Annotated in this window: 23 protein-coding genes and 1 pseudogene; 12 read left to right on the top strand and 12 right to left on the bottom strand. The window is 49.6% G+C overall.

What is annotated here, in order from left to right:
* Positions 1-20: 20 nt before the first annotated feature.
* From CW734_RS07400 to CW734_RS07390, 3 genes are all read right to left on the bottom strand, one after another.
* Positions 21-1,349, bottom strand: coding sequence for a hypothetical protein (locus CW734_RS07400; RefSeq protein ID WP_157824139.1), 1,329 nt, complete (start codon positions 1,347-1,349; stop codon positions 21-23).
* A gap of 13 nt (positions 1,350-1,362) precedes the next feature.
* Positions 1,363-1,614, bottom strand: a complete 252-nt coding sequence (locus CW734_RS07395) for a hypothetical protein (RefSeq protein ID WP_101190027.1) — start codon at positions 1,612-1,614, stop codon at positions 1,363-1,365.
* An 88-nt stretch (positions 1,615-1,702) separates the two neighbouring features.
* Positions 1,703-2,512 carry a hypothetical protein gene (locus tag CW734_RS07390; protein WP_157824138.1) on the bottom strand — a complete coding sequence of 270 codons (810 nt, stop codon included), beginning with the start codon at positions 2,510-2,512 and terminating at the stop codon, positions 1,703-1,705.
* 196 nt (positions 2,513-2,708) lie between these two features.
* Here CW734_RS07390 and CW734_RS07385 point away from each other — a divergent pair.
* Together CW734_RS07385 and CW734_RS07380 are read left to right on the top strand one after the other, a co-directional pair.
* Positions 2,709-4,045, top strand: a pseudogene (locus tag CW734_RS07385) (sodium-dependent transporter).
* A 101-nt stretch (positions 4,046-4,146) separates the two neighbouring features.
* Positions 4,147-4,362, top strand: coding sequence for a helix-turn-helix domain-containing protein (locus tag CW734_RS07380; protein ID WP_171900955.1), 216 nt, complete (start codon positions 4,147-4,149; stop codon positions 4,360-4,362).
* A gap of 44 nt (positions 4,363-4,406) precedes the next feature.
* Here the strand turns inward: CW734_RS07380 and CW734_RS07375 are convergent, their stop codons facing one another.
* Positions 4,407-4,667 (bottom strand): DUF1871 family protein, encoded by a 261-nt coding sequence (locus CW734_RS07375; protein ID WP_101190025.1) that lies wholly within the window; start codon positions 4,665-4,667, stop codon positions 4,407-4,409.
* Between the two features lie 75 nt (positions 4,668-4,742).
* Between CW734_RS07375 and CW734_RS07370 the strand changes: the two genes are divergently transcribed.
* Entirely contained in the window at positions 4,743-5,912 is a 1,170-nt protein-coding gene (locus CW734_RS07370; RefSeq protein ID WP_101190024.1) for a MalY/PatB family protein, read from the top strand.
* Positions 5,913-5,964: 52 nt separating this feature from the next.
* Here CW734_RS07370 and CW734_RS07365 read toward each other — a convergent pair whose 3' ends face one another.
* Positions 5,965-6,636, bottom strand: coding sequence for a peptidylprolyl isomerase (locus CW734_RS07365; RefSeq protein ID WP_101190023.1), 672 nt, complete (start codon positions 6,634-6,636; stop codon positions 5,965-5,967).
* A 184-nt stretch (positions 6,637-6,820) separates the two neighbouring features.
* Between CW734_RS07365 and CW734_RS07360 the strand changes: the two genes are divergently transcribed.
* From CW734_RS07360 to mnhG, 8 genes are all read left to right on the top strand, one after another.
* Entirely contained in the window at positions 6,821-8,020 is a 1,200-nt protein-coding gene (locus tag CW734_RS07360; protein WP_101190022.1) for an MFS transporter, read from the top strand.
* A gap of 232 nt (positions 8,021-8,252) precedes the next feature.
* Positions 8,253-10,667 carry a Na+/H+ antiporter subunit A gene (locus tag CW734_RS07355; protein WP_101190021.1) on the top strand — a complete coding sequence of 805 codons (2,415 nt, stop codon included), beginning with the start codon at positions 8,253-8,255 and terminating at the stop codon, positions 10,665-10,667.
* Positions 10,654-11,076 (top strand): Na(+)/H(+) antiporter subunit B, encoded by a 423-nt coding sequence (locus CW734_RS07350; protein ID WP_101190020.1) that lies wholly within the window; start codon positions 10,654-10,656, stop codon positions 11,074-11,076. Before CW734_RS07355 ends, CW734_RS07350 begins: the two co-directional genes overlap by 14 nt.
* Positions 11,076-11,423, top strand: a complete 348-nt coding sequence (locus CW734_RS07345) for a Na(+)/H(+) antiporter subunit C (protein ID WP_068461472.1) — start codon at positions 11,076-11,078, stop codon at positions 11,421-11,423. The genes CW734_RS07350 and CW734_RS07345 overlap by 1 nt, the downstream gene beginning before the upstream one ends.
* A complete protein-coding gene (locus CW734_RS07340; protein WP_101190019.1) occupies positions 11,416-12,897 on the top strand; it encodes a Na+/H+ antiporter subunit D in 1,482 nt (493 codons plus the stop codon). The genes CW734_RS07345 and CW734_RS07340 overlap by 8 nt, the downstream gene beginning before the upstream one ends.
* Positions 12,898-12,903: 6 nt before the next feature.
* The gene (locus tag CW734_RS07335; RefSeq protein WP_101190018.1) at positions 12,904-13,383 is read left to right on the top strand and encodes a Na+/H+ antiporter subunit E; all 480 of its coding nucleotides are present in this window, start codon (positions 12,904-12,906) and stop codon (positions 13,381-13,383) included.
* Positions 13,380-13,658 (top strand): Na(+)/H(+) antiporter subunit F1, encoded by a 279-nt coding sequence (locus CW734_RS07330; RefSeq protein ID WP_101190017.1) that lies wholly within the window; start codon positions 13,380-13,382, stop codon positions 13,656-13,658. Before CW734_RS07335 ends, CW734_RS07330 begins: the two co-directional genes overlap by 4 nt.
* Positions 13,609-14,022: a monovalent cation/H(+) antiporter subunit G gene (mnhG, locus tag CW734_RS07325; protein WP_232787198.1), complete on the top strand. Its 414-nt coding sequence runs from the start codon at positions 13,609-13,611 to the stop codon at positions 14,020-14,022. Before CW734_RS07330 ends, mnhG begins: the two co-directional genes overlap by 50 nt.
* Positions 14,023-14,053: 31 nt before the next feature.
* Here the strand turns inward: mnhG and CW734_RS07320 are convergent, their stop codons facing one another.
* The gene (locus CW734_RS07320) at positions 14,054-15,547 is read right to left on the bottom strand and encodes a leucyl aminopeptidase (RefSeq protein ID WP_101190016.1); all 1,494 of its coding nucleotides are present in this window, start codon (positions 15,545-15,547) and stop codon (positions 14,054-14,056) included.
* A gap of 134 nt (positions 15,548-15,681) precedes the next feature.
* Here CW734_RS07320 and CW734_RS07315 point away from each other — a divergent pair, with 134 nt between their 5' ends.
* On the top strand, positions 15,682-16,155 hold the full coding sequence (locus tag CW734_RS07315) for a divergent PAP2 family protein (RefSeq protein WP_058381190.1): 474 nt from the start codon (positions 15,682-15,684) through the stop codon (positions 16,153-16,155).
* Positions 16,156-16,203: 48 nt separating this feature from the next.
* On the opposite strand, the gene CW734_RS07310 is transcribed toward CW734_RS07315, so the two are convergent.
* From CW734_RS07310 to CW734_RS07290, 6 genes are all read right to left on the bottom strand, one after another.
* The gene (locus tag CW734_RS07310) at positions 16,204-16,533 is read right to left on the bottom strand and encodes a YuiB family protein (protein WP_101190015.1); all 330 of its coding nucleotides are present in this window, start codon (positions 16,531-16,533) and stop codon (positions 16,204-16,206) included.
* Between the two features lie 150 nt (positions 16,534-16,683).
* Positions 16,684-16,812, bottom strand: coding sequence for a YuiA family protein (locus tag CW734_RS18275; protein ID WP_157824137.1), 129 nt, complete (start codon positions 16,810-16,812; stop codon positions 16,684-16,686).
* Between the two features lie 175 nt (positions 16,813-16,987).
* Positions 16,988-17,491 carry an NUDIX domain-containing protein gene (locus CW734_RS07305; protein WP_101190014.1) on the bottom strand — a complete coding sequence of 168 codons (504 nt, stop codon included), beginning with the start codon at positions 17,489-17,491 and terminating at the stop codon, positions 16,988-16,990.
* A 59-nt stretch (positions 17,492-17,550) separates the two neighbouring features.
* Positions 17,551-18,765: an NAD(P)/FAD-dependent oxidoreductase gene (locus CW734_RS07300; protein ID WP_101192161.1), complete on the bottom strand. Its 1,215-nt coding sequence runs from the start codon at positions 18,763-18,765 to the stop codon at positions 17,551-17,553.
* 185 nt (positions 18,766-18,950) lie between these two features.
* Complete coding sequence (locus tag CW734_RS07295) at positions 18,951-19,313, bottom strand: HesB/IscA family protein (protein ID WP_101190013.1); 363 nt, start codon at positions 19,311-19,313, stop codon at positions 18,951-18,953.
* Positions 19,314-19,393: 80 nt separating this feature from the next.
* Positions 19,394-19,630, bottom strand: a complete 237-nt coding sequence (locus CW734_RS07290; RefSeq protein ID WP_058381195.1) for a NifU family protein — start codon at positions 19,628-19,630, stop codon at positions 19,394-19,396.
* Between the last annotated feature and the right edge of the window lie 8 nt (positions 19,631-19,638).

Below are 19,638 nucleotides of genomic sequence, written 5' to 3'. Positions count from 1 at the left end.
GGTTGCATATAAGAGTAAAATCAGTAACTAGGAAACAACTCGAAGCGCCAGCCATCCGGCGTGAGGGCCATCTGTAGATGTTCATACCATTCTTCGGTTTCTTTTGTTTCATAAAGAATTTCCAAGCTGGCCTCAATCTCGTTTTGGATATTCAAATCCGTTGCCGTAAATGACATTGAGTTTAAGTTTTCAAAACCGGCGACCTGATGGCTGCTGGCAAAATTGCGCCAGAACGCGACTTCCTGTTCCTCAGATTCATCACTAAGCAAACTATTTGCGACCTCAAAATTTTCTTCATCTATCGCATGCAATAAGGCATAGGTGACGATGAGCGGTGACGTATCTTTTGGCAATTCTCCTTTATCCGCCAACGACTCATAAGCTTTCACGCCCTTTCCCTGTAACTCCGGATCCGATCCTTGAGAGAATTCTTGCTGCTGATATTGTACAAGCCAGATATGATCCTGCTCCGTCACCAAAGCAGGCTGCAGCGGATTGGCTCGATGGAATCCGATATCTTGCTCTTCATACGCCACCATTGGCTGAATCAACATTTTCTTATAGATGCGCTGTATGGCTTCTTGCTGGATTTCAACCCATAGAGCGTTTTCCGTCAGTTCTGGAAGCGGGTCCCAGTCTTCCATATACTGTTCCAGGCTTGGCTTGAGTTCACTGTCTGCCAAAAGATGGTACATTGTTTCCGGGTCTTTTATGTGATTGGCGTAAAAATAAAGAAAGTAGATGTCCAATGGCTGCACACCGGCAAGCAAGTCACGATCATAGGATTTTGTAAAACGCGCATGCAACTCCTTGACGCGGCTGTAATCAAAATCTGCCAAGTCCACCAATTCCGACTCTAATGGAAAATCACCGTTTGGCAAAGTTGAACTCAGCTGCCCTTGCTGTTCCAGTTTCAGCATTTCCAAGCTGTCTCCATATTCCAAGTTATCCAAGGAAGCGGATTGACGCCAGCCGCTGTCTTCCATTTCATCGATCACCGGCAGTAGGATGGCCGCTAATGGGTCGTAAGTGGTCAGCGTTTTCCAAAGCTTGCGAATTTCAGGTTTGACAACACCGTCTGCGTAAATTTCATGTTCCAAGCCTTTAGTGATTTGCCAGACTGTCTGTTCATACATTACTTCGATTTCAGCTTTTATCTTGCTATCGGTTGGCTCTGTGTTCAACAGCGACAACATTATGTGCAATGCATTGATGAGATGGGAAGGTTCCACCAGCCAGCCCTGTTCATCAAAATAAGGGTAGAACATGAATAGCTGTAAGTAGTCAAAAGCAAACGGATGCGTTTGGAATTGCGGGAGCTGCTGTAATTGATCAATATCTTTCGTCAATAAATGCATCCGCTCAGGATCCGCCAGACGAAAGCGCAGCCCGTATTCCAGCCAGGCAGCGAGCAATTGTTCCAGTTCTGCCGATGCGTCCGGGATATCTTCTATTAAAGCTGCGGCTCGCCGTAATGAGCGGATGCGGCGGGCAAATGTTCTTCATTATTTTCAAAATATTTTCTGCAAAGTCCTGCAGTTCGTTTGTTTTCGCGAAATACAGTTCCATAAAACGGTCCATTTCATCGACAGGCATATGGCCGGAATTTGCCAAGATTCGCCCATTCCTTTCGGCGTTTCAATCCTCCAGGTCAATTCTTCCATCTGTTTAGTGAAGAGTTCCGCATCGTCTTCGTGCTGCTTCAGGTTGCTGCGGCTAAATAGCTCGTCTTTTCTTGGTCAGCATCAGCGACGTAGGCAAACTCTGCAAATTCCCCCTCGCCCAACCCGAGGCGTTGTTTCGCGTTTTCTCTCGTCTCCGCATATTGTTGTTCCATTTCATTTGCCATTTCCTGCGTCAGCTGTCCTTCTGATGCTTCCGATGCAGCAGGCAAACGGAAACTGTCGAAGAAAAAAGAACTACCGACGACTGCTGCAAGCAAGGCTATCGATGCCGCGACCAACCAGATGGCCGGTCTTTTCACTTTCGGGACCTGCTCTATTCGCTGTTCGTCAGCACCCAGAGTTTCTTGAATCGGCGCTTCCCTTTCCGAGAACTTAATCCGCTTGATGGATTTCTCCAGGAATTGCAGCCGCTGCACAAGTTCTTGTTGATCCTCCACAGATAACTTTTCTGCTAATTTATGCTTCGCGCTGTCCGCTAGTTCGAGCAGCTCCCGTTCATCGAGGTGAAGCGCCTGGGCAGCAAACGATAATTCACGGCCATTTACCAAATACAGAACGGCAGCCATGCGCTCATTGAGCGGCAGTGACTGCAGCGCCAAATGGCTTTCCCGGTCTTCCTGAAACCCAATCGCGCTCCCATCGTTATGGAGCTCGGGATATTGAGCCAATTGCGCTGCAGCTGCACGGTGGAGCATCAGCTCTAAATTACCGCCTTTCTCCTCGCCGGCGGCAAGGTCCTGAACCCGATTGAAAAAAGGATTCGTCTTGTCCGCCGCCATGCCATTTTGATAGGCAAACCGCCTGAGCTCTTCTGCCAATTGAACCATTTCCCGATCTTCATTTCGATTATTTCCGCTTACCGGTTTGCTGTTTTCATCCATCTCCCCATCAGCTCTCTTTCTAGTGAATTTCCTTTTATTTCTATTATACAGAAGAAATTCAATGCATTTTTAAATAATTCTATTTTTTTCTGAAGGGCTCGTGTACAATAGTGAAATCTAATCGATTTAGGAGGAACCAATTATGATAGCACGTGAACAATGGACGTCCAAGACCGTTTTCATACTCTCAGCAGCCGGCAGTGCAATCGGCCTCGGGGCGATCTGGCAGTTCCCGTACTAACCCGCTGCCAAACGGGGCAGCGTTTTATTTTGCTGTTCATCTTGAGCACCGTCTTGATCGGTTTGCCGATCTTGCTTGCTGAATTCGTCATCGGGCGCCGCGGACAGGCAGATGCCGTTAGCGGACTCAAAAAACAAGCACCCGGAAAGCCGTGGTATTTGATCGGCTGGTCCGGATTTATTTTTTCTTTCTTGATCCTTTCCTTTTACAGTGTAGTCGGCGGCTGGGTGCTATCGTATCTGGTACGCGCCGTCACTTTGCAATTGTCGGGGCTGGGCGATGCAGATTTCGCCGAATTGTTCGGCGGCATCATCAGCAATCCATTGGAAGTGCTGATCGCACAAGCCGCATTCATGGCATTGACGATCTGGATCGTCCAAGGCGGCATCAAGGCCGGCATTGAACGCGCCAGCAAAATCATGATGCCAGCCTTGCTCATCTTCTTCGTCATCTTAATGATCCGTTCATTGACACTCGACGGCGCGATGGAAGGCGTTCGCTTTATGTTCGTTCCTGACTGGTCGTTCTTCAATTTCGAAACGGCTTTAGTGGCACTCGGGCAAGCGTTCTTCTCCTTGAGTGTCGGTGTTGCTGGAATGATCACTTATGCATCGTATTTGAAGAAATCCGAGAATCTAACGCGGTCAGCCGTCAGTGTCGTATCTTTGAATATTGTCATTTCCATCATGGCCGGGTTGATCATCTTCCCAGCAGTATTCGCACTTGATTACTTGCCGGATCAGGGGCCAGGGCTGGTCTTCATCATTTTGCCAGCCATTTTCGACCAGTTGTTCATGGGACAATTCCTGATTATCATTTTCTTCATCCTGTTATTGTTCGCTACCTTGACTTCATCCATCTCGATGCTTGAGATCACCGTGTCGATTGCCGTCAAAAACAAATACGACCGCCGCCGCCGTTTGGCATTCATCATCGGCTTGGCGATCTTTGTTGTCGGTATCCCAAGCGCCCTATCGTTCGGTGTTATGAGCGAACCTGTATTCTTCGGCTATACATTCTTTGATTTCGTCGATATCTTGACGAGCCGAATCGGCTTGCCGCTCGGCGCATTGTTCATCTCTCTATTCGCCGGATATGTCCTGAGCAATAAAGATGCGCATGATGAATTGACCCAGCAAAAGACATGGGTCGAAGTATGGCGTGTCTTAGTCCGCTACGTCGCACCGGCCGCTATCGTCATCGTCTTTATCAATGGCATCATCGATATCTTCAGTTGATTCCATTGTTCGAAAAATGCCACAACTCTTTATGTAAGAAAACACTCCCGCGTGGTATGATGGGGCTAGAAGGAAGTCTTTAAGAAAAGGAGTGTATGACTTTGAAAAAAGATTTGCACACCCAATTGAAAATGCTGCGGGAAGAACGCAACTTGTCGCTCGATGACTTGTCTTTAAAAACACGCATCGGCACAGCACGCCTTGAATCCTATGAAAGCGGCGAAGAAGTACCATCCGTCCAAACGATCCTAGTGCTATCGAATGCACTCGAAGTACCTGCTTCCAACTTGCTTGACGGACTGGAAACAACAAAATAAAAAAGCTTCGGCAATGTGCCGGAGCTTTTTTATTTTGGCTTTTTTCAAATGATGTGTTTCGCTTCATACTTTACAGCCAATAGCTTATAGGAGACTTCTACGCATTTCTCCAGTGGAATCCATTGCTTGAAGCTTGATTCGTATATGCCTTGGATCGCTTTCGCTAAATCTGACGGATGGTCGATATCGTGCAGCCTGTCGATGACATCGGCCGCTTCTGTCTTGTATTCGCCCGTGCCGACAGAAAAGGGATCCCACCCCTCCATGATCCTTAGCGCTCTTTTATCCATGTCCACCGTATCCATTCGTTTTCACCTATCATTCCTGTATCGTTACCAGCTATAATATCATAGAAACCCAAAAGAAATGAGGAGATTGCTTTGAATTTGTTCGAACAAGTGCATGACCGCAGGAAAAGCCGTTCCGTGAAATGGGAGCGGATGGAGAAAATATACGGGATCCAGGATGCATCCGACATATTGCCAATGTGGGTAGCGGATATGGACTTTCCGGCTCCGCCTCCAGTGACTGACGCTTTGCGAGAACGATTGGAACATCCGATTTTCGGTTATTCATACATATGCGAGGAGTGCAAGACGGCAGCTGCGAACTGGCTGAAAAAACGCCACGGCTTAACGGTCGAAACGGATTGGATGCTGTTTCATCAAGGCGTCATCCCGGCCATGGCAAGCATCATCGATGTCTTTACCGACGCCGGCGATCACGTACTGGTGACACCGCCTGTTTACCCGCCATTTTTCTCCATCCCTACAAATCTCGGGCGCGGGGTGCTGTACTCCGAATTGACAGAGCAAGACGGCGAGTACACCATCGATTGGCAAGATTTCGAAGCCAAGCTTGAAAAAGCCCGTTTGTTCATTCTGTGCAACCCGCATAACCCTGGCGGCAAATTATGGACAGCGGATGAATTGGAGAACATCGTCCAGTTATGCGCACGCCATGATGTCTTGATTCTTTCGGATGAAATCCATAGCGACTTGATCCATTCAGGGGAAAGCCATACCCCTCTACTGTCGGTTGCCGGCAGCGAGCATGACCGCATCTTCACGTGCATCGCCCCGACAAAAACGTTTAACCTGGCCGGCATTCAAGCGGCCATGATCGTTGCTCCCGATTCCGATAAGCGCATGCGGTTGGAACAGCATATGCAAGCACACGGCACCGGCTCTTTGAATGCATTTGCGCCTGTTGCATGGAAAGCCGTGTACGAACAGGGCGAACCGTGGCTGAATGAATTGCTCGAAGTGTTAGCCCACCATATCGATTATGCGGTGGAACGGCTCGAACGCGAAGTTCCTGGCTTGAAGATCCGCAAGCCGCAATCGACTTATTTATTATGGATCGATTACCGGGCGCTTGGTGTCAGTGAAGACGAAGTAATGCAACTCCTGCTCGAAAAAGGCAAAGTGGCGCTTGAACCGGGATCAAAATACGGTGAAGCTGGCCGCGGGTTCTTGCGCATGAATATCGGGTGCCCTCAACAGACTTTGGAAGATGGCGTCAGCCGGATCGTCCGCGCGCTCCGTTGATGATTCATCATAAACAGACAAAAAGCTATCGCTCGAGGCGATAGCTTTTTTCTTATTGCTCGATGATATCAATCGATTCGATGACGATGTCTTCAAGCGGTTTGTCTTTATCACCCTTTTCGACTGCAGCGATTTTGTCGACGACATCCATGCCTTCGTCGACCTGGCCAAAGACGGTATGCATCCCGTCCAGCCAAGGCGTTCCGCCCATTTCTTCGTAAGCGGCAGTGATTTCCTCTGGATAATCAGAGGCGCTGCCTTCTTCAATTTCTGTTGCCTGCACAATAAAGAATTGGCTGCCGTTCGTTCCCGGCCCTGCATTTGCCATCGACAAGGCGCCGCGGAAATTGAACAGCTGATCGCTGAATTCATCTTCGAACGGCTCGCCGTAAATGCTCTCGCCGCCGCCCCCTGTGCCTGTTGAGTCACCGGTCTGCAACATGAAATCCTCAATGACACGGTGGAAAATGACGCCTTCATAATAACCGGATTCGGCATGTCCAAGGAAATTCTCTACCGCTTTTGGCGCGATTTCCGGGAATAGCCGGATGCGGATCGTGCCTTCGGATGTATTCATATCCACTAGCGTTTCTTCCGTTATGCCTGGTTCAAGCTGCGGATAGCCTTGCACTTCTTCTGTTGAAGCAGGCTCCGTGCCGCTTGTTTCTTGTGGTTCCTCCGAGCTGCCGCAAGCTGCCAACGCAACTGCAGAGACCAGGAGCATTACTGACCATAAACTTTTTCATTTCGTTTCACCCCGCTTTATTCTAGCATAGAATAATTCAGAATACAGTGGTAATTTATTCTGCTTTTTCGGGTAACGAACTATTATATAATATAGGAAGAGTTTTGGTTTTCAGAAAGAAGGGGTTCCAACTGGATACTCAAAAAGAAATTTCTATATCATCATGTTTACCAATTTCCTGGTCGCCGGCAGCACGACGATGATTATGCCGTTTTTATCGCTGTACATCGAATCACTCGGCAATTTTTCGGATGAATATGTGCAGCGCTGGTCAGGGCTGGTATTTGGCGTGACCTTCGTTGCTGCGTTGTTCATGTCGCCGGTTTGGGGGCGCATTGCAGACAAATACGGCTTTAAACCGATATTGATCATCAACGGCTTCGGAATCGCCACCAGCATCTTTTTGATGGGGACGGCCGATTCCGTGCTCGGATTGTTTATGATCCGCTTGTTCATGGGGGTCGTCACGGGATTCATCCCGACTTCACTTGCTTTCGTCAGTTCCCAGACGTCCAAGGAGACCGCCGGCAAGACGCTCGGCACGCTTCAAATGGGCAGTGTGTCGGGCACTTTGTTCGGGCCGGTGATTGGCGGCTTGATGGCGGATGCGTTCGGTTTCACTTACACCTTCCTCATCACCGCCACCATCATTGGCATCGCCGCCTTGTTCGTCGTTTTCGGGCTGAAAGAAATCCGCAAGCCAAAACGAAAAGGTGCACATGTCTATGCGCGCAGCACCGTGATCCAAGGCATCTTGCACCACCGCTTGCTGCTGAATGTTATGATCATCACTGCTTTGATCCAAATCGGCAATTTCAGCATCCAGCCCTTATTGTCTTTATATGTGGCGGAATTGACGGAAGGCACCGCACAAGTGGCCTTTCTCGCAGGTGTCACGTTCAGCGCGACGGGCGTCGGCAATTTGCTGTTTGCTAGGCTCTGGGGACGGCTCGGGGATTCGGTCGGCTATGAGAAGATTCTCGGCTTGCTGTTGCTGCTCGCGTTCTTGTTCATCATCCCGCAAGCTTTCGTCACTGAGCTTTGGCAGCTGATCGTTCTGCGCTTGTTCTTCGGTGTAGCGGTCGGCGGCATGATTCCGACAACGACTGCCCTGATGCGCCGTGAAGCGCCGATCGATATTCAAGGCGAAGTGATGGGCTATAACACCAGCTTCCGTTTTCTCGGCAACATCGTCGGCCCGATGTTCGGCGGCATCATCAGCGGATTTATCGGGATTTCCTCCGTCTTCATCGTAACCGGCACATTATTCGTCTTCGCCTTCGCTTTCCTCTGGTATACAAAAAAACAACCAGACCAGGATTTCGAGGATGTGCTCTTGGAACAGGAATTAAAACATTCCTAGCTTCAGCCAAATAGCACCGGTTGAAAGAAGAAACCTTCCTTCAGCCGGTTCTTTTTTTGTGCTTTTTTAAATTCGCAATAGTCAGATTACTGAGTTTCTTCCTATTACAAAATGCGAGAAATCTTCACGTTCCTCCTCCTTGCCGCGAGGGTGTGCGGTGCAAAACCGCTCTGAATGCGTTATACTTTTAATTAGAAACTCATCACGTACCACTTTGGAAGGAGGATTCATTTTGTCTCTTGTATTTCTGATTTTCATACCGATCCTTGCAGCGCTGTTTATTCCGCTGCTATTCAAACGACTCGGCCAGATCCACACAGGCTGGTTCGTTTTGCTGGTTCCGGCAGCGCTGTTCTTATACTACGCCACCCGCCTTCCTTCAGTTATGGAAGGTGGCACTTATGTATCTGAACTTTCCTGGATCCCTTCCCTCGATATCGCCTTTGTCGCGTACCTCGATGGGTTGAGTTTATTGTTCACTTTGCTGATCACCGGAATCGGCGCGCTCGTCGTGCTTTACTCAATTTTCTATTTGGACAAGCACCGCGAACAATTACATAATTTCTATGTATATCTATTGATCTTCATGAGCGCCATGCTTGGCGTCGTTCAGTCGGATCATCTGATTACGCTGTACTTGTTCTGGGAATTGACTTCGATTTCCTCATTCCTGTTGATCGCCTATTGGTATACGCGCGACCGCTCTAGATTCGGCGCATTGAAGTCGATGATGATTACCGTCTTCGGCGGATTGATGATGCTGGGGGGCTTTGTGTTGCTCAGCATCATGGGCGGCACGTATTCGATCCGCGAATTGATCGCGCAGGCACCGGAACTCGCACAGCATGATTTCTTCATCTGGGCATTGGTCCTTGTGCTGCTCGGCGCATTTACGAAATCAGCACAGTTTCCGTTCTACATTTGGTTGCCGGATGCGATGGAAGCGCCGACGCCTGTCAGTGCCTATCTCCACTCCGCGACGATGGTTAAAGCCGGCATTTATTTGGTCGCCCGCTTGACCCCTGTGTTCGCCTTGTCTGAAGTATGGATGTGGCTCGTTGCCGGCGTTGGGTTGTTCACGATGGTGTGGGCATCATTCTTCGCCTTGAAGCAAAAGGACCTGAAAGGGATCCTGGCCTTCTCGACTGTGTCCCAGCTCGGGCTGATCATGTCCTTGCTCGGTGTCGCTGCAGCCGCTTATCACGTGGAAGGCGCTGCCGATAGTTATCTCAAATATGCAGCGTTCGCAGCGATCTTCCATTTGATCAACCACGCAACCTTCAAAGGAAGCCTGTTCATGATCGCGGGCATTGTCGACCATGAAACAGGGACGCGCGACATCCGGAAACTCGGCGGTTTGATGAGTTTGATGCCGGTCAGTTTCACGGTCGCATTGATTGGCTCCTTGTCGATGGCTGGCCTCCCGCCTTTCAACGGCTTCCTCAGTAAAGAAATGTTCTTGACGGCGATGCTGTCGCTGCAGGAATTCAATATGTTCTCGATGGACGTCTGGTGGGTCTTGTTCCCGATCATCGCTTGGATCGGCTCGGTCTTCACGTTCATCTATAGCTTGTATTTTGTGTTCCATACATTTGCCGGCAAACATCAGCCGGACCAATTGCCGAAACAAGCGCATGAAGCACCGATCGGCATGCTTATTTCACCGGTCTTCCTTGCCGCGCTTGTCGTATTGATTTTCTTCATCCCGAACTTGATCGGCGACTGGCTCGTCAAACCGGCCGTTGCGGCAATCCAGCCGTTTCTTTACGATTCCCCGCAGAATGTGGACATCCACGTTTCAGCGTGGCACGGATTCAATACCGAATTGTTCATGACGCTTGGTATTTTTGCGATCGGCGGCTTGATGTTCTGGACGCTGCGCAAGTGGCAGCACCTATACGATTTGTATCCCGATTCAATTTCACTGAACCGTCTCTACGATGAAATGATGCTGCTCAGCGACGGAGGGGCCAACCGCTTCTCCCGCATTTATATGACAGGGTTTATCCGTTCATACCTCGTCTATATGTTCAGCTTCATGACCTTCATTGTTTTGCTGACATTGTTCTTGAACGAAGCGTTCCAGATCGATTTCAGCAATTTGGCGCCAATTGGCGTCTACGAAATCGTCATTCTGCTGGCATTGGTCGGCGCAACCTTGACGATTCTCGGTTCCAAGTCCCGCTTGACCGCGATTATCGCACTTGGGGCTGTTGGCTATTCAGTGGCGCTGTTGTTCGTCATCTTCCGCGCACCTGACTTGGCGTTGACACAACTCGTCATCGAAACCATCTCGGTCGCCCTGTTCTTGCTGGCGTTCTACCATTTGCCACAGATCAGCCGCAAGGAAGAGCGCATGAAATTCCGTTTCGGCAATGCACTCGTTGCACTTGGCGTCGGCGTTACGATGACCTTGGTTGCATTATCCGCCCATTCACAGAAAGCATTGCCTTCGATTTCCGAGTTCTACAAGGAAACGGTTTACTCTGAAGCAGGCGGCGGGAATATCGTCAACGTCATTCTTGTCGATTACCGCGGGTTTGATACCTTGTTCGAGATTGCAGTACTCGGCATTGCGGGCATCGGGATTATTACGATGATCCGCCTTCGCCTCACGAAAAAGGAGGGTCAGCATGAGAACAAATGATGTCATGCTTCAAACCGCCACGAAAGTGGTGACCTTCATCATCTTGATGTTTGCTGTCCATATTTTCTTCGCCGGCCACTATACGCCGGGCGGCGGGTTTGTTGGGGGATTGCTAACCGCAAGTGCCATCGTCTTGTTGATGCTTGCGTTCGACATCCCGACCATCAAGAAGATCCTGCCGATTAATTACGTCGTGCTGACTGCTGTCGGCTTGTTGATTGCCATCGCAACTGCCAGCGCTTCGGTCATTTTTGATGTCCCATTCTTCACGCATGCCTATGATTATTTCGATTTGCCGCTGTTCGGCGAAACGTCCCTGCACTCGGCATTGTTATTTGATATAGGCGTCTATTTGGTTGTTGTAGGAGTAACGATGACCATTATTCAAACGATTGGAGAGGATGAATAATGGAAATAGTCATGTCGGTTGCCATCGGCTTATTGTTCATGGCAGCTGTATATTTAATGCTATCGAAAAGTTTGATCCGCATCATTATCGGCACAGGCCTCCTGAGTCATGGCGCACACTTGCTGCTGCTGACGATGGGCGGCCTAGGCGGCACTGCGCCGCCTGTTGTGGCTGACGGGGTATCGGTTAGCGATTATGCCGATCCCTTGCCGCAGGCGCTGATCCTGACAGCGATCGTCATTTCGTTCGCGGTCACTTCATTCTTCCTGGTGCTCGCCTACCGCGCCTACCAGGAACTTGGCACAGACAATATGGAGCTATTGAGAGGTACAGAAGATTATGAGTAATTTAGTCTTGTTCCCCGTAGTCATCCCATTGATTTTTGCCGCCATTTTGATGCTGTTCCCAAAAAAGCTGCACATGCAGCGCGCAGTGGCGATTGTAGGCGTTGTCGCGACACTCGCTTCGGCGCTTGTGCTATTCTCGAAAGTTAACAGTGACGGCGTCCAAGCCGTGACGCTCGGCAGCTGGCCTGCCCCGTTCGGTATTTCCATGGTATCCGATATGTTCTCGGTGCTATTGGTGCTAAGCTCCACCATCGTCACGCTGTTCGTGCTGTTCTACAGCATCCCGACGATCGGCGTGAAACGGGAGCAGTCGTTCTACTACCCGGCTGTGCTGTTCTTGATGACCGGAGTCAACGGCGCCTTCACGACAGGCGATATTTTCAACTTATTCGTCTTTATCGAAGTGCTGCTGATGGCTTCCTATGCATTGATCGTCCACGGCGGTGAAAAACCGCAGCTGCGCGAATCAATCAAATATTTGCTCGTCAACATCATTTCATCGGCCTTGTTCGTTTCCGCAGTCGCTTATCTATACTCTGTCACAGGAACGCTCAATATGGCCGACTTGGCTGTCAAGATCCCGCAAATCGAAGCAGTCGGCATCCTGACGGTCATCGCCGTACTGTTCCTGGTCGTCTTCGGTTTCAAAGCGGCGATTTTCCCGCTTTACTTCTGGCTGCCAGGTTCCTATTTTGCACCGCCAATGGCCATTCTTGCCTTGTTCGGCGCATTGCTGACAAAAGTCGGCGTCTACGCCATCATGAGAACCTATACCTTGTTCTTTACGATGAATACCGGATTTACCCACGAACTGCTGGCGATCATCGCAATTTTGACGATCCTGGCAGGCTGCGTCGGTGCCCTTGCCTATTTTGATGTGAAAAAGATCATCATCTACAACATCATCATCGCAGTCGGCGTCATCTTGTTCGGCATTTCGCAAATGAACGCAGCGGGCGTCGAAGGCTCCATTTTCTACTTGGTGCACGACATGCTCATCAAAGCGGCGCTGTTCCTTCTGGTCGGCATCTTGACCGTCATTTTCAGAACCAGCGATTTGCGCAAGATGGGCGGATTGATCAAGAGCTACCCAGTCTTCGGCTGGACCTTCCTCGTTGCGGCATTCGGCCTTGCCGGAATCCCACCGCTCAGTGGATTCCCCGGCAAATTGCTGATCGTCCAAGGCGGCTTTGAAGGCACTCATTTCTGGGGCAGCCTCGTGATCCTGGCGACTAGCTTGCTCGTGTTGTTGAGCGTTGTCCGGATCTTCATCTATGCATTCTGGGGCGAGCCGGTTAAAATTGCCACGATCGACCGGAAACATTATCTGTCGATGTTCGTCCCGACAGCTATACTCGTCGCCTTGACTGTATTCCTCGGCGCCGGTGCGGAACTCTTCATGCCGTTCATTTCGGACGCAGGTGAAGTGCTGCTGAATCCATCGCTCTATATTGATGCGGTATTAAAGGAGTAGGTCAATATGTCTTTACAAGTTCTATTGAATTTCTTCCTGGCGCTCGTCTGGATGTTCATGACCGTGTCGTTCACTCCTTCCGGATTCGTCATCGGCTTTTTGATCGGCCTCGGCATCATCGTCCTGATGCGCCGGTTTTTCTCAAAACGGTTGTACATTCTTCGCGTCTGGGCGTTGATCTCACTTTTCCTGTTGTTCCTTCGTGAACTTTTCATGTCGAGCATCCAGGTCCTTTCCATCGTCATCCGCCCGAAAATGAACATCAAACCGGCCATTTTTGAAATGGAAACGGAACTCAGCGACGACTGGCAAATAACTTTGCTTTCAGCGCTCATTACATTAACGCCAGGCACTTTGGTCATCGGCATTTCCGAAGACCAAAAACGCCTGTATATCCATGCCTTGGATTTTGAAGACATCGATTCGGCCGTGTCATCCATCAAGAACACATTTGAACGGGCTATACTGGAGGTGAGCCGGTCATGATCATGTTTTATTGGATCGCTTTGATGATTGTCAGTTTTTCTTTTGCTGGCCTTCTATTCCGCCTCGTCAAAGGCCCGACGGTTGCAGACCGCGTCGTCGCACTTGATGCGATCGGTGTGACGCTCGTGTCGATCGTCGCTTTATTGTCATTGATCATTGAGACGGAATTTTTCCTGGAGGTCGTTTTGCTGATGAGCATCCTGTCCTTTATCGGAACGGCCGCCTTTGCGAAATTCCTGGAGAGAGGGGAGATTTTCGATCGAGATCCTCGTTGATATCCTAATCATCCTTTTAATCAGCACTGGCGTCCTGTTTAGCGCCGCCACCGCCCTCGGGCTCATCAGGCTCCCGGATGTCTACACACGGACACACGCAGCCTCTAAGAGCTCGACACTCGGTGTGTTATCGATCCTGCTCGGCACCTTCGTCCATTTTTGGTTTAATGAAGGCATCTTCAATACGCAGATGGTCATTGCCATCGCCTTCCTGTTCATCACGCAGCCCGTCGCTGGTCATTTGATCGGCCGCGCCGCTTATATGACAGGTATCAAAGTCGCGGAAGAAACTGTGCGCGACGATATGGGCCCAGCAATTGGAAAACGCAAAAACAACCAGCAGGAAGAACTGGAAAACGAATAAAAAAACTGCAGCCGATTTGGCTGCAGTTTTTTTATTCCTTGTTACCCAACTTCTCCACAAATAACGCCAGTGTTCTTACCATGGCGCCAGTGCCTCCAGCAGGGCCCAAATCATGCGCCGCATCAGCGTGTGAGGTTCCGGCGATATCCAAATGGATCCACGGTGTGTCGCCGACGAACTCGCCGACAAAGCCGCCACCGAAAATCATATGGCCGTCGCGTCCCGGTGAATTGTTCAAGTCTGCGACATCGCTTTTGCGCAGCCGCTTTTTGTCGCTTTCAGTGAGCGGCAATTGCCAGATGAACTCACCCGTTTTCTTCGAGACGTCAAGCAACTTTTCGTAAAACGCGCCATCGTTCGTCAACGCGCCTGTTTTGTCTTTGCCGAGTGCGACGATGACGCCGCCTGTCAAAGTCGCCACATCCACCACTTGGCTTGCGCCGAGCTGTTTGGCGTACGTGACAGCATCCGCCAATACCAAACGCCCTTCTGCATCGGTATTGAGGATTTCGATGGTCTTGCCGCTCATCGACGTGATGACATCATCCGGTTTGAAGGCATTGCCTGACACCATATTGTCAGTGGAGGCAATGACAGCTACTACGTCCTTATCCGGCTTCAGCTCTCCGATGACACGCATTGCACCAAGCACAGCCGCAGCTCCGCCCATATCCCCTTTCATGCCGACGATGCCGTCTTTCGGCTTGAGGGAATAACCGCCGGTGTCAAAAGTGATGCCTTTTCCGACGAGTGCAAGCGGAGCTTCAAAACTGTCTGTCGCTTTGTATTTCATGACGATGAGACGCGGTTCTTCGACAGAGCCTTGGTTGACTGCAAGCAGCGCGCCCATGCCGAGCTCTTCGATTTCGCTGCGACCGAGGATATCCGTTTCAAATCCGTAAGCTTCGCTAAGCTCTTGTGCATATTCAGCCATTGCTGTTGGCGTCAGGATATTCGCGGGCATATTGACGAGCGTTCTTGCTTCATTGACTGCTTCCGCATGGACTGTGCCGACGAAAGCTGCCTGGCGGATGGCATCTGCTGACTGTTCTGTCAGAAAGCTCAGCGATTCCACACGGTGATCCACTTCATTGGAATTGGTTTTATAATCAGCAAAGCGGTAAGCGCCCATTTGGATGCCTTCAGCCGCTAGATGCGCGACTTGTTCGCCGGTCACTTCCCCATTTTCGAAAGAAGCCGTATAGATGGCGGCATGGCGAATTTTTTCTTTGACCAACTGCTTTCCTGCTATGCCGAACGAACGGCGCAAATCATCTTCCGACAATTTTTTGCGGTCGCCGATCCCGACAAACAACACACGCGGGATATCGCCTTTTAAAGTAGGATAAATGCTCAGGGAGTTCGAATCGAATGACAAGCCGCCTTTGACCCAATCAGCAAGGCGTCCGTCAAAGCGCTTCTCCAAGCCTTTCCAGCCATCCGCATTTTCGGGATGGCGGCTCAAGCCGACGATTAGAATTTCTGCTTCGTTCTGTTCTGTGGATTTCAATACATTGATTTCCATACGTATCCTCCTTTTAACTGCATATTTAGTGTAACATTATTTCGGCTTCCGGAATAGCTTGACAAAGCGCGTGTTACCACAGGCATATGGTATACTTTCTGTACGGAATTTAAGTGGAAGGGGCTGCTTGCCAAATGGAACTCTTATCCAATACGCCATTAATGATTGCGTTGTTCGCGATTTTTTTCGCCCAATTCGTTAAAATTCCCATTCAATATGCGGTCACCCGGGAATTGAATTGGGGGCTTTTCACATCGACTGGCGGAATGCCGAGTTCTCATTCTGCTGCGGTGACATCCCTAACGACCGCGGTCGCTTATGAGGCAGGCATTTCATCCACGGTATTCGCGGTGTCCGCCTTGTTTGCGGTGATCACCATGTATGACGCGACAGGGGTGCGTTTTCAGGCTGGACAACAGGCATTGACAATCAATCGCTTGCGCCAGGATTTGAATAATTTTATGGAAGAAACCCGTAAATGGCCATCGAAAAAAGAGGAAGAGAAAATTGAGGAGCTCAAAACGCTGCTCGGCCATAAACCGAGTGAAGTGTTCATGGGGGCGCTGACAGGAATTGCGCTGTCCGTTGTCTTCTATAGCATGCTCTAGAAAAAAAGCCGGCCCGCAAATGCGGACCGGCTTTTTCTATAAGCGGCATCAAAACATTTGATACCCCATCTTGCGCAATATTTTCATGACGATTCCAGAAGTGACTGCCCCGAGAAAGCCGGCCGTCAGTACGGCAATATCGCTGCCCGTTAGCGAGCGGATAGTCTCCCCGAGCATCGAAAAGGACTCGCCTGGGGCTCTAAAATAATCAAACACGCCAACGTCGTCAATGACGAGCAGGATGACAACCGGATACACGACCGCCATCAGCCACGTCATGCGCAGCAGCATGTTCAGCAAGAAGCCGATGCCGAAAAACATCACGTAAAAAAGCAGGATGGAAATGATCAATTGGACAATGGTAAATGAACTGTTCATGGACTCTAACCTCCGTTATTCCTTTCCTCAGTTTACCCGAAAGGCAAAGCCCTTTCAATGTGGAGGAACAGTATTCATGACTTTGTCACAGAAGCACTGTCCATATAAAAAAGAGCAGCTATCGCAGCTGCTCTTTCGTGTTTTCACAGTTTATTTGTTTTTCCCGGATCCTGAACAGCAGGAGCACGTTTCGGAGCCGCCCAACCGTAGTTGGAAATATCCTTGGCCCGCGCAGTATGGGCAATGGTTTGCAGTAGTTCTCTTCTTGAAGACTGTCATTCGAAACACCTCCTCTGTTGTTTTTAATATTCTGATAATTGGTAATATATCACGTATCGCAAATCGCTGCAAATAAAAAAGAACGTTTGTAAACGGATACAAACGCCTTTATCTCCATTATTCTCTTTTTTCCTTTATCATTCTATCTTTTTCTAAATTATCTGTTAATTATAATCTAGTATTTATGCCGGAAAAATAGTTTATAGTCTGTGTAGCCAAAAATATGCCCAGGGTCGACGTCTTCGATCGACTCAAACCCTTCCTCTACTATGTATGAAGCCATTTCATGGAGCATGACCGAGGCATCTTGATCTTCCGACAAATCTTCCGGAGAGCGCCATGCAGCTTCGTAAAGTTCTTCTTGCTGCGCTATGACGGGTTGTTCGTTTTCAAGCGGACGCAGCAGAAATACCGCCATATTATCGCTGATTCTGCCCTTGATGACCCCCGAGCGGAAACCGATCATGCCAAGCACCGTACAGTCGATCCCGGTTTCTTCTTTCACTTCCCTCAAGGCTGCTTGGTCGACTGTTTCATCTTTTTCAACAAACCCTGCTGGCAACGACCATTTCCCGTGAAGCCCGCCGTAGCGCTTCTTGACGACGAGCCATTCGTTCCGTTGGTTTACGACCAGCCCGGCAGCACCGAGCCAGACATCTCCCCTTTTGTTTCTCGACATGGCCTCCACTCCTTATCGCGATGTGAAAAAAAGCCCCCCGCACTGGGAGGCTTTCATTCTTATAGTACCTTGAATTTACCTTTTTTCAAGACCAATCCAGGGCCACCGATCATGTACAATGCACGGTTATCGATCATTTTCTTCATGAACGACGCGCGTTTGCCTGTTACTTTCTTGCCGAAGACAACGCCGATCGCATCTTCTTCTCCAAGTGAGCACACAGTTCCTTTCAAATTAGGAACAAACTCTTCTGTCGTACCGTCGCCTGCAAGTGCTTTGATGTTTTTCGCAATGCGCTCACCTTGCTGCATCGCAATTTGTGCAGTTGGCGGGTACGGGCGATTTGTTTCTTCGTTGATCATCAATGCGCAGTCACCGACGATGAATACATCGGAATAGCCTGGTGCACGCATGTCTTTTTCGACTTTAATGCGCGCGCGCATGCTTTCGATGGATGTTTCTTCAATCAAGCGGTTCCCGCGGACGCCTGCTGCCCAAACGACTGTACCGGCATAGATGAATTCGAACTCATCATCATTCTTCTTGATCTTCACGCCTTCAGGAGTCGCTTCAACGACTGGCGTTCCGATAGAGAATTCAATGCCTTTCGCTTGAAGATGGCCGACTGCATAATCCACCAATTCAGGGTCGAATCCTGGCAAGACCATCGGTGCAGCTTCTACACAGATGACACGTACTTTTTCGCGCGGCACGTCGAACTCTTTGCAAAGTTCCGGCACGCGGTTTGCAAGTTCCCCAAGGAATTCGATTCCTGTGAATCCAGCTCCGCCGACAACGATCGTCAAGCGGCTGTCGTTCTTCACTTCTTCAGTGGACCATGTCGCAAACTGGAATTCGATGTGCTCGCGGATATAGCGCGCAGCTTTGACATTGGCGATGGACAACGCATATGTGTCAAGGCCTTCGATTCCGAATGTTTCTCCTTCAAAGCCAAGCCCGATGACAAGGTAATCATATGTGAACTCCCCGTTGTCAGTCGAAACTTTCTTGCTGTCTACGTCGATGCCTTCGACAGTGGCTTGGACGAAATTCACTTTGCCGGTATCGATGACGTCTTTGATGTCGTAGCGCACTTGTTCCGGAAGCAATGTACCTGCTGCTGCTTCATGGAGCCATGTGCTTTCGTAATGATATTCGTTTTTGTTGATGAGCGTAATGTCCGCAGCGTCTGTCCCAAATTCTTTTTGCAAGTTCACTACAGTAGTCAATCCACCATAGCCTGCACCTAATACTAATATTGACGGTCTTTTCAACACAATCGCAACCACCTTCAAGTCATTTTATGTACCGGAAATAATAAAACAGATTCCAGTAAACACCTATCCTCTATATTAGCCCTTTTGCAAATGCTTTTCAACAGTTGAATGCCCTTACACAAGATGCGCGACAAAAGGGAAAATTGAAAAAACCCGCTTCTGTGAAGGAGCGGGTCGGTTCATCAGCAATTTTCAGGCGTTCCTGCTTTTTTCGCGGTGCGGAAACTCGTGCCGCAGCCGCATGAGGCGATGGCGTTTGGGTTGTCAATCGTGAACCCGCCGCCCATCAAGGACTGCTTATAGTCCACTACAGTCCCTTGCAGGATCGGGGCATCTTCTTTGTTGATCAGGATGCGGACGCCGTGCTGTTCGTATTGATCGTCCGTTTCTGCCACTTCCGGCTCGAAACCCATGCCATAAGTCAGCCCGCTGCAGCCGCCGCCTTTTACAGCCACGCGCAGGAAAGATCCTTCCTCTTCGTTATGGCGCATCATTTCCTTGACTTGGAAAGAAGCGGCTTCTGTAATTTCTACAACTTGTGTCATCTACGTTCACCCTTTCTTTTCCATTTTACCGCCTGTCTGATGGCGGACATAAAAAGGGACCTGCAAAAGGCCCCTGGACATTAAAAGACTTGTTCCACTTCAACGACGCCAGGAACTTCCTCGACAAGCGCGCGTTCGATGCCCGCTTTCAATGTGATTGTTGAACTTGGGCAGCTGCCGCAAGCACCGAGTAAGCGGAGCTTCACGATACCGTCCTCTACATCCACCAATTCACAGTCTCCCCCGTCGCGCAAAAGGAATGGCCGTAATTTATCTAAGACTTCCATTACTTGATCTTCCATCATAGCTTCAGTCATTTTTATCG

This window comes from Planococcus sp. MB-3u-03 (genome assembly GCF_002833405.1).
GTDB lineage: Bacteria > Bacillota > Bacilli > Bacillales_A > Planococcaceae > Planococcus.
Note: the sequence above shows the minus strand (reverse complement) of the source record. Positions and strands in the feature narration are given on the sequence as shown.